A 13,255-nucleotide genomic window follows, 5' to 3' on the forward strand; every position below is an offset into this window, starting at 1 on the left:
ACTAAAGGACTTCCTACCTACTGATAATATCAAAGTAGAGACTAAGATGTTGCGTGGAAATGTAAACACTAGGATCGGTAAATTAGTAAGTGGAGACTACGACGCTATTGTACTAGCACTACCAGGAATAGAAAGACTTGCCCATAGTGAGAAGTCATTAAAAGAGTTAGAAGTTCTTTTAAAAGACTTAAATTATATGATTCTTCCACAGAGTGAACTGCCTTCTGCTGCTTCTCAAGGTGCACTAGCAATTGAGTGTAATGAAGAAAACACTGAACTCTTAAAAAAATTAAAATTAATTGAAGATAAAGATACTGTAAGTGAAGTAAGCAGAGAGAGATCAGCCTTTGCAAGCTACGGAGGTGGTTGTCACCTAGCAGTAGGAATAAATGTTAGAAAGTCTGGAAATGAATACCTTCATACTCACCGCGGAGTGTCTGGAGAAGTTGAAGTTAACGAGATTCATTTAGAGTCAGTATCAGAGACATTCTCAGGAAATAAAGAAAGCGCATTTATCGGTCTTCCCTCTTCAAAAGCTGAAAATGATCAATACTTATATGATGAGTATATAGTTAAGAAATCGACGACACCTATTTCAATCAAAGAAAACTCAGACTTCTTTGTAACTAGTAACTACTGTATTGAACAACTAGAAGAGTCTAAAGATAAAGTAGAGAACCTTTGGGCAGCTGGAACAAAGACCATGAAGCAACTTGCAAAAAGAGGTTTCTGGGTAAATGGTACAAGTGACTCCCTAGGACATGAAGAGTTAGAGATCCTTAGAAACTCTAAGTGTATTCAAGTTATGAATAAGAAATCACCACTAAAAGTACTTACACATAGAGATTCAACATCCGCTCATGGAGAAGTTGTTGGGTGCTACGACAGAGTTCTTAACGAGATGTCTTCGGAATACATCGCTAAGCTAAAGAGCACTGAAGTATTCTTTTGGACAAGCTTTAATCAATACCTTGAATTTGTAAAAGCTGTTCCAGAGATAAAAGACAAGTTCCACTGTACAGGACTTGGAAAAACGAAAAATAAGTTTGAAAAAGAAAATATTAAGGCCAAGGTCTTTATTGGTATTGAAGACTTTAAAAACTGGCTTAGGGGATAAGAATGACGACTCAGAATGAATTATTTGAAAAATCAAAGAAATTAGTACCAGGTGGAGTCCACTCACCTGTTAGAAGTTTTAAAGGACTTCATACAACTCCAAGATTTATAAAGAAATCTCATGGGGCAATGATAGAAGATATTGATGGAAACGATTATATAGATTTCTGCATGAGCTTTGGTCCTCTAGTTCTTGGACACAAAGACTCAGATGTTGAAAAGAGCCTAGTCTCTGCTCTATCTAGAGGATGGAGTTATGGAACATGTGAGCCGTACTCACTAGATCTAGCTGAATACCTACTTTCTAGATTAAACTTTGTTGATCAAATTCGTTTTGTTAACTCTGGAACTGAAGCTGTTATGACAGCACTTAGACTTGCTAGAGGCGCGACAAAGAAGAATAAAATTATAAAATTCAATGGTTGTTACCACGGACATACTGACAGTATGTTAATTAAAGCAGGTTCAGGACTTGCTGGAACTAGTGAGGCCTCAAGTGCCGGTGTACCTTCAGGTGTTTCTGACGACACTTTAGTACTAGAGCTTGGAGACAGAGAAGGTATTGAGCAATGCTTTAAAGATCATCCAGGACAAATTGCTGGTATTATCATAGAGCCACTTCCAGCAAATAACGGTCTTTTAATTCAAGACCAGAGCTTCCTTGAGTACTTAAGAGAAATCACAAAGAAAAATGATGCCCTACTTATATTTGATGAAGTTATCTCAGGATTTAGAGTAGCTTTTGGTGGAATGACCGAATTAACAGGGATAACTCCAGACATCGTAACTTACGGTAAGATCATCGGTGGTGGACTACCTGTTGGTGCCATTGCTGCTAAGAAAGAAATAATGGATAACCTTGCTCCAGTAGGAAGTGTTTATCAGGCCGGAACTCTAAGTGCTAACCCACTAGCAATGGTTGGTGGACTTGAAACTCTTAAGAAGATGACAACTGAGGCCTATGCAGAGTTAAATGCTAATGCTCAAAAAATTATCTCTGTATTTACGAAGTGGTTAAAAGAATACAATGATGGTGAGTTTGCTCACTACTCTCTAACAGGACATAGCTCATTATTTTGGATAGTTTCTGAAGAAGGAATAAACTGTATGGATAAAATCCCTACAGATATTACAGAGAAGTTTAACCCTCTATTTGAAACACTTCTAAACAAGGGAATTTACCTCTCTCCAAATGCATATGAAGTAGGATTTGTAAGTCTTGCTCATAATGATGAAGTAATAAAAGAATTAGAAACGAGGCTTTGGAAGTAATTGAAAAAAAATAGAAGCCTAATCATATTAACGACACTTCTAGTTGGGACTACCCTTGCGCTCGCAATTTGGTGGACCTATCTTCTCTATGTATTTGGAGACAAGCTAGAAGTGATCACTCAATCAATCCCTGATATAGGCTTTGGATCTAATATTATTAGAATGCTGAAATGGGAAGCTTCTACTTTTATTATTCTCATACTATTTTTAACAATAAGTTTTCTGATCGTATTTTTCAAAGATCACAGAAAAACAAAAGCACTTCAGTCATTCTTTGCGAGCCTTACTCACGAGCTTAAAACTCCCCTAGCAAGCATTAGACTTCAATCAGAAGTGATTACAGATGTGGCGGAGACATTAAATTCAGAAAGACTAGTTAAACTAACCAGCAGACTAATTGAAGATACAGCTAATCTTGAAACTCAGATGGATAAAATTCTACAACTCTCTAGACTAGAAAGAGGTGGAACATTAAACCTAAAACCAATTGATCTGCTAACACTTGTAAATAAGATCTCCAATAACTACAAAAATACCTATGAAGTAAAAGTGGTACACGGAAACTCTTATGAAGTACTTGGAGATGAGCTCGCAGTAGAACTCTCACTCAAGAACCTATTTGAAAACACTAAGAACCATACGAGTTCAGAAATTGTTCAAATAACAATTGATGAAATCAAAGACCTAAAACAAATAAGTCTAGAATATAAAGACCAGGGAACTTTCACTGGTGATAGATCAAAGCTTGGTACTATTTTCTATAAGCACAATAGTAAAAAAGGCAGCGGTATTGGACTCTACCTAATTATGAAGTTTATGGGTCTAATGAATGGAAAGATATCTTTTGGAGGAGTGAATTCCTTAGAAACCACACTTACATTCAATAAGGTAATTAAATGATTCAAGGTAAGATATTAATTGTTGAAGATGAAAAGAACCTAGGTATTACACTGCAAGAGTACCTAAGTGACCTTGGTCATGACTGTAGACTGGCAACAAGTGCTGAGACTGCAAGAATATCTTTCACAGAGGGAACTCCTGACATAATACTTATGGATATTGGACTTCCAGATGGCAACGGTCTTGATCTTGCTAAAGAGTTTAGAAAAATAAGAAAGGACTTTGTCCTACTCTTTCTCTCTGCTCAAAATGATCCAGAGACAAGAGTCGAGGGCCTAGAAATAGGTGCAGAAGACTATATAACAAAACCATTTGCACTTAAAGAATTAGTCCTTAGGCTTAATAGAATACTAGAACATCAAAATATAACAAAGACCTCCCCTAATGAGTTACAAGTGGGAGATTTAAAGATTTGGTTTAAAAAATTTGAAGTAGAAAATGGAGCTGGAGAAGTACAGCCTATCTCTCAAAAAGAATGTTCTATCTTAGAGCTACTTGTAAGAAATGAATCTCAAGCGACAACAAGAGAAGAAATAATAGAAACAGTCTGGGGAGAAGATAAATTTCCTTCAAATAGGACTGTAGATAACTACATCGTATCTTTAAGAAAATGGTGTGAGACATCAAAAGAAAATGCAATTGAAATAAAAAGTATAAGAGGAATAGGCTATAAATTAATTTTTAATGTTAAGGCCACAGAAAAATAAGAGGAAAGAATGGGATTATTTAACGACAGAACACAAGTAAATGGAAAAACTGGAGTACCTGTATGGTTTATGAGACAGGCCGGAAGATATCACTCACACTATCAAAACATTAAGAAAGATTCTGATTTTATGACAATGTGTAAGACTCCTGCTCTAGCAAATGAGATTACTCATGGTCCAATTGATGACTTCAACTTTGATGCTGCGATTTTATTCTCAGATCTATTATTTCCACTTGAGCAATTAAATATGGGCCTAGTTTATAACCCAGGTCCAATTCTTGATAAGAAAATTGAAACTCTAGCAGACCTAGACAAGCTAAAAGTAAAGGCACCTGCAACTGAGTACTATAACTTTCAAAAAGAGGCCTGTACTCTACTGAGAAACTCTCTTGCTAAAGAGAAGACACTACTTGGTTTTGTTGGAGCTCCTTTTACTCTTTACTCATACGCCACAGAGGGAAGCCATGCGGGAAGCCTAACAAGCTCAAAGCTAGGTCTATATGACGGACGTTTCCAAGGGTTCCTTGAAAAACTAATGCCAGAGTTAGTAGAAAATATGTGTGTACAAGCAGAAGGTGGAGCAGATGCTATGTGTCTCTTTGATACTGCTGTTGGTGAACTTCATATTGAAGACTTTAAAACTTACATCATTCCAGCTCTTAGAGCGGTAACAAAGGCCTTCAAGGCAAGATACCCAGAAAAGAAAGTTATCTATTATTCTAAGCTAACTCATATGGAATACCTAAGAGAGATTCAAGACGACAATATCGATGTACTTGGAATTGACTGGAGAATGAACCTAGGTTCAGCTCTTAATGAGTTTGGAAAAGACTACTATATTCAAGGAAACTTTGACCCAAGTTGGTTACACCTTCCATGGGAGCATGTAGAAACTAACCTAAAGAGAATGTGGCAAGGACTACAAGATCAAAACGTTCCATTTGAAAAATGGATCTGTGGATTAGGTCACGGAGTTCTTCAACACACTCCTGAAAATAATGTAAGAGATGCAGTAAGCTACATCCACGAGAATTTTATTTATTAATGAATAAACATCTAAAAGATCTACTTATTAATTTCCACTCCAAAGGAAGACGTTATAGCTACTATCCGTCTCTTCCTGACTGGAGTGGAGACCTTGATAAAGAATTCATTATCGACGGGCTAGATCTGGAAGAAATTAATCTCTATATTCATATCCCCTATTGTCCATCTCTATGTACTTTCTGTGGATGTAATATAAAGATAACAAAAGCAAAGAATCAATTCCGCTCTTATATAAATAAGATTATTGAAGAGTGGAATACCTACAAGTTAAAAAATCCAAAAATTAGCTTATCTTCTATCTACCTTGGCGGTGGCACACCGACCTATCTTGAACTGGAAGACATAAAGCATCTTCTAGGCTCAATTTTTGATGGAACAGAAGTATCACCTGACTTTATTGGAACTCTAGAAACAGATCCAAGAATAGAGCAATCTAAGAAGCTAGAGTACTTAAGAAGTGTTGGGTTTAACTCTATAAGCATTGGTGTACAAGATACACATAAGGACACTCTCTTAAATGTTAATAGAGATCAGTCATTTGAACAGGTAAAAGACCTAGTCAATCATTCCAGAGATCTAGGTTTCGATGAGATCAATTTAGATATTATCTACGGCCTCCCTTTTCAGACAGAAGAGACTTTTAAAGAGACTATTGAAGATATTGTTTCATTGTCACCTGATAGAATTGCAAACTACCCTTTAGCAAAAGTTCCATGGCAAATGGACCTTCAAAATGCACTAGGCCTCTACAAACCCCTTGGAACTTATGAGATGTATGATCTCTATATCCAATCAGATGAAATGCTTAAAGATGCTGGGTACAACCTTCTTGGAATGGGTCACTATAGTAATAAAGGGATTAAGTACAATAGAGATATCACAGGCTATACTAGAGCAAAGAAAACTTCTCTCATTGCACTAGGAACTTCAGGTATATCTAATACAAGAGACTACCTATACCAAAACGATAAAATACTAGAAAAGTACATAGCATTTCCAAATGCTGCAATAAAGACTCATAAAAAATCCAATCGAGAAAAAACTCTCGAGATATTATTTGCTCAAATAAATTGTGAGGGACGATTAAGAAAGGAAACACTCAACACTTGCTTTGAAGAGAATCAGATCGAGAAACTTTCAAAAAATATTAAAATATTTAAAAACTACGATATCCTAGTTGAGGATTCAGACTCGTACACTACCACTGCTTTTGGAAAGCACTTCAACAAAACAATTTGCCAAACGATTGAATCAATATAACCTGCACTTTTTTTAAAAAAATTAACACCTACTATTAAGTAAATCCAAATATAATTTTTAAAATCTATATTTAGCTATTCGCCGTAAAAATTAAGTGGCGAACATACTATTAATTAAATATTAGAAATATCAAAATTATAATTCGCCATAAATTCTAAGCGACGAACTATAAACTATCAATGAGACTTTTCGATTGAAAGTTGATCTTCATAAATCTAAAACGTTTTTAACAAAGACAATATTAATTAACCAATAAATCGAGGAGATTTAAAATGAAAAAACTATCTATGATTATCCTTACAATGCTTTCGTTTTCATCATTTGCACATACTTACGTAGGAATGAATGTTCCAACTATGCTTATGAAGAATGGTTTTGAATTTGAAAGTGTTAAAGTTACAAATATCTGCCAATTAGAAGATGGAAGCTTCAAGACAATTAATAAAGCTACAAACAAGTGCGTAAAATATTCTAGAAGATTTAGAAACGCAAATGAATACAGAGACGCAAACAATGGTTGCTTAAGAACTGGAAGCCTACATTTATTTGCTGCAGAGTCTAAGCCAACAGCATGGTGTGCTGAGTATGGTAGAGAAGATGGAGAATATGGATGTACTAGAATTGGACACGGTTCAGAAGTTAGACCTCTTTCTTACACAGTACAAAAAGTTAGATGGAACACTAGAGGTGGAATGAATAGAGATTCAAGAGTAATTGATGAAGTTCTTGAGTCATATACTCATACTATTCCTGCTTGTAAATAATAAGTTGTTCTATTGAGTTAGTGTGTTTTAGGGCCGTAAATATGCGGCCCTTTTTTGTGGTCTTGGAAATTATTTAAGAGTATCGACGGCACTTAAAACAAAGAGAGGAATATCTCCTCTACTTTCATCTTTATTCATAATAGACGTAATTTCTTTTAAGGCATTTTTTTGAGCTTTATGTATTTTTCTAAAGGCCTCTAAATTCACAGACTCAGATAGATTATAGAATAAGTTAGGATTATCCCCAGGAGAATCTACTTTAATAAAATCACTAACCGCCTTAAAATTTCTGACAAAGTACTTATTAGAAACTTTAAATGTACTAATTTTCGAAGTAATAGTGCCATCATTAACGCTCACAAGTCCATCTAACTTCAAAGCTTCAAGAGACTTAACTCCTAACTCTCCAAACATTCTCTTCACTTCATCTTTAGTAGTGCCACAACTATTAGAGGCGAGCTTAAATACAAGATATGAGATTTGATCAGACACTGAATCATCTATGACTTGAACACTATGTTTTTGATTTGAATCAGAGAGAAGAAACTCTTCAGTGAGATATGTACCTAGGCCTGTAGGACTTAAATTTGAGCGAAGTTCATAGAGATCACTAGACTTATATATATAAGATAGAACCTTTAAAATAGTTTCATTCTTAGGTAAACGCTTGAGTTCACTATTTTTTATTCTTCTAAGAGTTGTTTCGGCAATATTCATATTTTTAGCAAGAGAGTTAAGGCTAAGATGTTCTCTTTGCTCTAAATATGAATTAAGAATATGGGATAATTCTCTTATCTCTTCCATTACTTTTTAGGCACCGTCACATAGATTTTAGATCTAGATACTTTTTTATTATCGTAAACAATTCCCTCAATGAATGAATTGATACCAAAGAGCCTCTCTAGAGCATTTTGATTTGGTCTATACCTGTTAAGATCTTTTGCTGCCATATTCATGTTTACACGAATCTTCCCAGCTCCACCGCCACCACTTTGCTCTCCACCAAGAACTTTACCTGAAAGGTCTCTCCAAGCGACAAAGTCATTTAACTGAGACTGCTCAGAGAGTTTAGAAAAGTCAGATACGAGCGTGACTCTATCTTTTTGCGCAGAATAGTTTAAGAATCTATTTAAAGAGCCCCATTTCTTCCACTGCTCCATTGCAGTATCGTTTACGCCGTAATTTTTCAAATTTCCATAAAACACTGTCTCTGAACTAGAAGCACTACGATGAACCTCTTCAACATTAAAAGATTCTACTATGAGTTGTAATGAACACTCCTCTAGATTTTCTTTTTCAAACTTTTTTGTCTTTGGATTATAGAACGGGTACTCGGCCGCAATGAAGTCATTCTTTACATATTCACTACCGTCAACAAACTTAAGAATTGTCTTTGAGAGAATACTTCTTACGTTATTCTTATTAGTAAAATTCTTCTTTCTTACATAACCACTATCAAAGCAGAGATTTGAAACAAGCTCCTCCCCCATAGGTAACTCTATAGTTGGATTATAACCTGCATGACTCGTTGACATAAATACTAATGTCGCAGAAATTCTAAGAATCATTATTTTACTAATAAGCTTCATTCTCTACCTACTTAGTACACTCTAAGATAAGAGTTGTTGTTGGAGTCACATAAGATAACTTAAGTCTTCCTTCGCTATTAAAGCTACTTTTTGAAAGATTTCCACTTGTGTAATCAGGACCAAGAGAAATAATAGCAAGAACATCATCACCATCTACCTGTGCAGAAAAGTAGTAGCTCTTTATATCTAACTCTAACTTTGTCACATAGTCATAACCTTGATCTACTAGAGATTCCTTAATTACAGTAACTTCACGCCCATTTGTTTCTCTACTCTCACCAGTACATTCAATACCAAGTGCAGAAAACGAGATAAGTGATAAAAATAGTGCGATTTTTAGATTTTTCATGATTTTCCCCTTTTTTTGATGCCGCACAATATCAATCCAAAGGTAAATAAATAAGAAATAATTGAAAAGTTAGTACATTTTACATCTCTGTAGATCTAAGAATCGATTTACAGCTATAATTCTTATACAGGAGGTCTTCATGATTGAGTATGAAGTCACATTAGACATTACAGATATAGACAGGGACGCTTATAAACTATGGCTAAACACCTATACATTGGAAACTAGACAACTGCCTGGTTTTATTGATGTAAAGTGCTCTATAACAAAGGTTGTTGATCAATACTTCGCTTGCTTGCGCTACATAGTAAAAGATAAGAAAGTGCTCGAAGATTTCATTAATACAAAAGAAAAGACATTTTCAAAGGTAGAGAACTCTATAAAGAAGAGGGTGCTAGTTGAGGGAGATATTTAACTCTCCCCCACCTATATGCAGTGTTTTAAAGGTCTAATTCGTATTGAATTCTTCTGAAGTTGCTGTTTGCACAAGAAACAAAACTTGGAGATAGTCTATTGCTATCGTAGCTAGCACAATTTGGAAGATAGATCGCTCTATCAAGTGCTCTAGCAAGAGTTCTAAAGTTATTGTTAATACAACTTACGAATGAAAAGCTTACAGAACGACCAATATTGCTACAGTAAGAAGTGTAAACTGGCGAATCAAACTCTCTACCTAGTGAGTTAAAGTTTCTATTTATACAGCTTGAAAAAGAATAGCTTACTGGTTGTCCAGAAGTAGCAAAGTTAGTGCAGTAGCTCACATAAGAACTAGTTTCTAATTCTTCATTTGCACTAATAGTCAGTGATAGGCCAAAACAAATTAGAGATAACATTAATAAACGCTTCATATAAACTCCTAGTTAGTTAGTAGTTATATGAGAGCAAATAGCTAACTAAAAGTCAAAAATCATAAATAACTATAGTTAACTCTAGGAGAGAGCTCAATTTTTCTTCCTATAAGAAATGCTGTAATGAAAACAACACGATGAAGGTCTTTCTCAGTGATATTAAAGCGGTATTGTAGCTCACGCAGATAATCATCTTCTAGAGAATCGATCTCATGATCTAGAAAAGATATTTTTAATATCTCACACAAGAGCATTTCACCATATCGTGCATCTATATCTTTCGATATATTTTGCGAGATTCTCTTACTTAATCCTCTAAGAAGATTACTTGAACTTAACTCACATGTTAGAGCATAAGATAAATAGATGAGTTCTTGAGTTTGCTCATTATCAACTAGCGAGTACTTATCTTTAAGAAATATATTTGAAAATTTATTATTATCTGTATTTGTGTTTAGAATGCCACAGAGATACTCCCAACTTGCCCAATGCTTTTCTATACTAGAAGAGAAGAAGCTTGAGACACGAGTGAAAAATCCTAAATTCTTAAATATATACTTATGGTTTCTTCCTACAGACTCTATAAAAACAAGAGAGAGATCTCTCTCCATTTTAAAATTCTTGTCTAGTGAATCAAAAATATAATTTAACCAATATGCTTCATTCTTATGAATGACCTCATCTAATAAAGAAACCTCTAGACCTAGTATATAACAAAGAAGCTTATCTTCATTTGTCATGCCATCAATAATATTAACAATACTACTAGAGAGTAACTCTGAGAGAAGAGCGTTATCTAACCCACTTAAATTCTCTTTAAACCACGAGCCTTCTCTTTTATCAATAGAGTCATCACAACCAATTATACTTAGTAGAACAGCTCCAATTTTATGAATGGCAAGTCTTGAGTGATGTTCATTTTTAGAAAATGATGAAGTGAAATAGTTCATATAGTACTTATCTTCAAGATGACTAAACTCTCCACCAATTTTTTCTAAAAGGTTATTCAAGAGTTTTTCTTCATTGTGATCAATAATATCACCAGATAGATAGGCCATCTTAACGCCACTTAGAAATATATCTTCTTTCTCATTTTGTTTTAAGTTTTCAATATCAAAAGACAGATTAAACTCTTCAACTACATGCTCTCTAATAATTGTACAATCATCATCCTCTAAATCGAGAGACAAAGCTGTCCAATTTAAAAATTCCACTCTATAAGTTAAGTACTTTCTATCCACTAAGGCCAATAGAGATAGCGCTTGATAAAATTGGAGCTTTTCTTCATAGCTATTTTCACACATTTTATCAAAAACACTTTCAAGTGAATGATAGTGAGAGTCTATTTTAAAACTCTTGTATGGAAGAATTGTAGTTGAAGATTCAAACCTATTATCTTTTGAGATCCAATGTTTGAAAGTATAGTAGTCAATCCCCTTACCTACCTTAGACCACTTCTTTCTATGATCATCAGTAATTTCAAAAAACTCAGCACTCCACACTAGAAATTTCTCTCTCACTTCTAAAGATATTTTAAAATGATCCATAGTGAGATCTAAGTATGTAAAAAATGACTTTGATACAATTTCCATTACGACCTTTTCTTTTTAAACTTCTTTTTAAATTTTGATTTAATTTTTGGTGGTATTATTTTTTCTTTACTTGAATAAGCAACACTTGCTCCGAAGTAGAAACAGCACATAAGAAAGTAAATCCATATAAGTGCAATCATGAAATTGGTGAATTCGCCATAATCTGAAACTAAGTCCTCTTTGAAATATTTTACATATATCCAGTACGAGCTACGACCTAAAAGAAAGCAAAGTACAAATGTGGCGCCCCCATGGAAGGCGTCTCTGGAAGAGACCTTTATAGTAGGACAAAACTTATAGAATAAACTAAAAAATAGAAACGATAGTAGAGAACTAACTAGACTATTATCAAAGAGAGTCACAAATGAACTCCCCCAACTAAAGGTATGGAAAAACTCTTGAACAGGTCCCTTCTGACCTACACAGACGAGCAGTACTATATAAATTGTGATTCCTATACCTATGAAGAATGACTTTAGATCATCTCCAAGAAGGCCTCCGTCAGGATCTACTTTAGAAAGAATGTTTATTCCAAAAACTATTGAAGTTGATATTCCCATTGAGGCAAACACAAGAAAGGCAACCTCTAAGAAACCTATCCCACTATCGTGTAGTTGTGAATTTACGACATTTTCAATCCCTGTATAAATCCAAGAGTCTACTTTAGGAAATGACTGCAGAACTACATTCATGACGTAGTCTCTGGCCTGGGCATTATCAGAAATGATGAGCCCTATGATATTTATAAAAAGCAGTAATAAGGGGGCAAAACTAAGGAGTGTAAAGAAAGTTGAAGCTCCAGCAATGACCTCTCCCTTTCTTTTTTTAAATAGAATAAGCCCCTGCACTAACCTAAGTAGTAGCGCCTTTGTTAAGTCATAACTTTTTTTCTCCGCGACTTGTGAGAAGTTGCCAAGAGATTTTGCTTTTGCCATGCTTAACTATCGGAAATTATATAGGAAAACTTTAGATACTCGGCCAAAGAAATGGCCGAGAATAGTGATTATTTCTATGCACCCATAATGTTTAATCCACTATCAACATAGAGGATTTCACCAGTTACTCCATTCCCGAGTGAACTAGACAAGAATACTGCTGCACCACCAACATCTTCTGTTGTAACATTTCTTCTCATAGGAGCTTTTTCTTCAACGTCCTTTAAGAAGCCTTTTAGTCCAGGAACACCACTTGCCGCAAGAGTTCTAATTGGTCCAGCAGAGATAGAGTTAACTCTAATTCCTTCAGGTCCTAAATCATCAGCAAGATATCTAACACTTGATTCTAAAGCAGCTTTAGCTACACCCATTACATTGTAACCGTTAAGAACCTTAACAGATCCATGATATGTTAGAGCTACTACTGAGGCGCCTTCGTTCATAACAGGTCTTAGGCTATTACAAAGACCAATCAGTGAGAATGCAGAAATATCACAGGCCATTTTAAAACCTTCTCTAGAAGTATCCGAGAATCTCTTTTTAAGATCTTCTTTATCAGCAAATGCTAATGAGTGGATAAGAATATCAAATTTCCCCCACTTCTCTTCTACAGTCTTTCTTAACTGCTCGTAGTGATCATCATTTGTTACATCAAGCTCAGTTAAAAAGTCAGATCCAATTTCTTCAGAAAGAGGCTCTACTCTCTTTTTAAGAGCATCATTTAGGTAAGTCATACCAATGTCAGCACCTTGAGCTTTTAATGCTCTTGCGATTCCCCATGCAATAGATCTCTCATTTGCAACACCTAAGATAAGGGCCTTTTTTCCTTGTAGTAAATTCATATTTATTCCTTTGATTAATTAATTTTAATGTA

14 protein-coding genes and 1 pseudogene are annotated in these 13,255 nt (G+C 34.9%); 8 read left to right on the top strand and 7 right to left on the bottom strand.

Annotated features, from left to right (window positions below):
* The 7 genes and pseudogenes from ABX784_RS05635 to ABX784_RS05665 all read left to right on the top strand — a co-directional run.
* A pseudogene (locus ABX784_RS05635) lies at positions 1–1,117 on the top strand (hypothetical protein); the annotation flags it as partial.
* 2 nt (positions 1,118–1,119) lie between these two features.
* Complete coding sequence (locus ABX784_RS05640) at positions 1,120–2,388, top strand: glutamate-1-semialdehyde 2,1-aminomutase (RefSeq protein ID WP_372653677.1); 1,269 nt, start codon at positions 1,120–1,122, stop codon at positions 2,386–2,388.
* Positions 2,389–3,288, top strand: coding sequence for a sensor histidine kinase (locus ABX784_RS05645; protein WP_372653681.1), 900 nt, complete (start codon positions 2,389–2,391; stop codon positions 3,286–3,288).
* Positions 3,285–3,995, top strand: coding sequence for a response regulator transcription factor (locus ABX784_RS05650; protein ID WP_372653683.1), 711 nt, complete (start codon positions 3,285–3,287; stop codon positions 3,993–3,995). The genes ABX784_RS05645 and ABX784_RS05650 overlap by 4 nt, the downstream gene beginning before the upstream one ends.
* Before the next feature lie 9 nt (positions 3,996–4,004).
* The gene (locus ABX784_RS05655; RefSeq protein ID WP_372653685.1) at positions 4,005–5,042 is read left to right on the top strand and encodes a uroporphyrinogen decarboxylase family protein; all 1,038 of its coding nucleotides are present in this window, start codon (positions 4,005–4,007) and stop codon (positions 5,040–5,042) included.
* Positions 5,042–6,304, top strand: a complete 1,263-nt coding sequence (locus ABX784_RS05660) for a coproporphyrinogen-III oxidase family protein (RefSeq protein WP_372653687.1) — start codon at positions 5,042–5,044, stop codon at positions 6,302–6,304. The genes ABX784_RS05655 and ABX784_RS05660 overlap by 1 nt, the downstream gene beginning before the upstream one ends.
* Positions 6,305–6,576: 272 nt before the next feature.
* The gene (locus ABX784_RS05665; protein WP_372653689.1) at positions 6,577–7,068 is read left to right on the top strand and encodes a hypothetical protein; all 492 of its coding nucleotides are present in this window, start codon (positions 6,577–6,579) and stop codon (positions 7,066–7,068) included.
* A 69-nt stretch (positions 7,069–7,137) separates the two neighbouring features.
* On the opposite strand, the gene ABX784_RS05670 is transcribed toward ABX784_RS05665, so the two are convergent.
* The 3 genes from ABX784_RS05670 to ABX784_RS05680 are packed head-to-tail and all read right to left on the bottom strand — an operon-like array spanning position 7,138 to position 9,006.
* Positions 7,138–7,872, bottom strand: coding sequence for a hypothetical protein (locus tag ABX784_RS05670; protein WP_372653692.1), 735 nt, complete (start codon positions 7,870–7,872; stop codon positions 7,138–7,140).
* Complete coding sequence (locus ABX784_RS05675) at positions 7,872–8,657, bottom strand: hypothetical protein (RefSeq protein WP_372653694.1); 786 nt, start codon at positions 8,655–8,657, stop codon at positions 7,872–7,874. Before ABX784_RS05675 ends, ABX784_RS05670 begins: the two co-directional genes overlap by 1 nt.
* Before the next feature lie 7 nt (positions 8,658–8,664).
* Complete coding sequence (locus tag ABX784_RS05680; protein ID WP_372653696.1) at positions 8,665–9,006, bottom strand: hypothetical protein; 342 nt, start codon at positions 9,004–9,006, stop codon at positions 8,665–8,667.
* Between the two features lie 139 nt (positions 9,007–9,145).
* Here ABX784_RS05680 and ABX784_RS05685 point away from each other — a divergent pair, with 139 nt between their 5' ends.
* Complete coding sequence (locus ABX784_RS05685; RefSeq protein ID WP_372653699.1) at positions 9,146–9,421, top strand: hypothetical protein; 276 nt, start codon at positions 9,146–9,148, stop codon at positions 9,419–9,421.
* 25 nt (positions 9,422–9,446) lie between these two features.
* Here ABX784_RS05685 and ABX784_RS05690 read toward each other — a convergent pair whose 3' ends face one another.
* The 4 genes from ABX784_RS05690 to ABX784_RS05705 all read right to left on the bottom strand — a co-directional run bounded on the left by ABX784_RS05690 (position 9,447) and on the right by ABX784_RS05705 (position 13,223).
* Entirely contained in the window at positions 9,447–9,854 is a 408-nt protein-coding gene (locus ABX784_RS05690; protein ID WP_372653703.1) for a hypothetical protein, read from the bottom strand.
* Positions 9,855–9,913: 59 nt separating this feature from the next.
* Positions 9,914–11,446: a hypothetical protein gene (locus ABX784_RS05695; protein ID WP_372653705.1), complete on the bottom strand. Its 1,533-nt coding sequence runs from the start codon at positions 11,444–11,446 to the stop codon at positions 9,914–9,916.
* Positions 11,446–12,381 carry a YhjD/YihY/BrkB family envelope integrity protein gene (locus tag ABX784_RS05700; protein ID WP_372653708.1) on the bottom strand — a complete coding sequence of 312 codons (936 nt, stop codon included), beginning with the start codon at positions 12,379–12,381 and terminating at the stop codon, positions 11,446–11,448. The genes ABX784_RS05695 and ABX784_RS05700 overlap by 1 nt, the downstream gene beginning before the upstream one ends.
* 74 nt (positions 12,382–12,455) lie before the next feature.
* On the bottom strand, positions 12,456–13,223 hold the full coding sequence (locus ABX784_RS05705; RefSeq protein WP_372653711.1) for an enoyl-ACP reductase: 768 nt from the start codon (positions 13,221–13,223) through the stop codon (positions 12,456–12,458).
* Positions 13,224–13,255 lie beyond the last annotated feature (32 nt).

This window comes from Halobacteriovorax sp. (genome assembly GCF_041587335.1).
Classification (GTDB): Bacteria; Bdellovibrionota; Bacteriovoracia; order Bacteriovoracales; family Bacteriovoracaceae; genus Halobacteriovorax.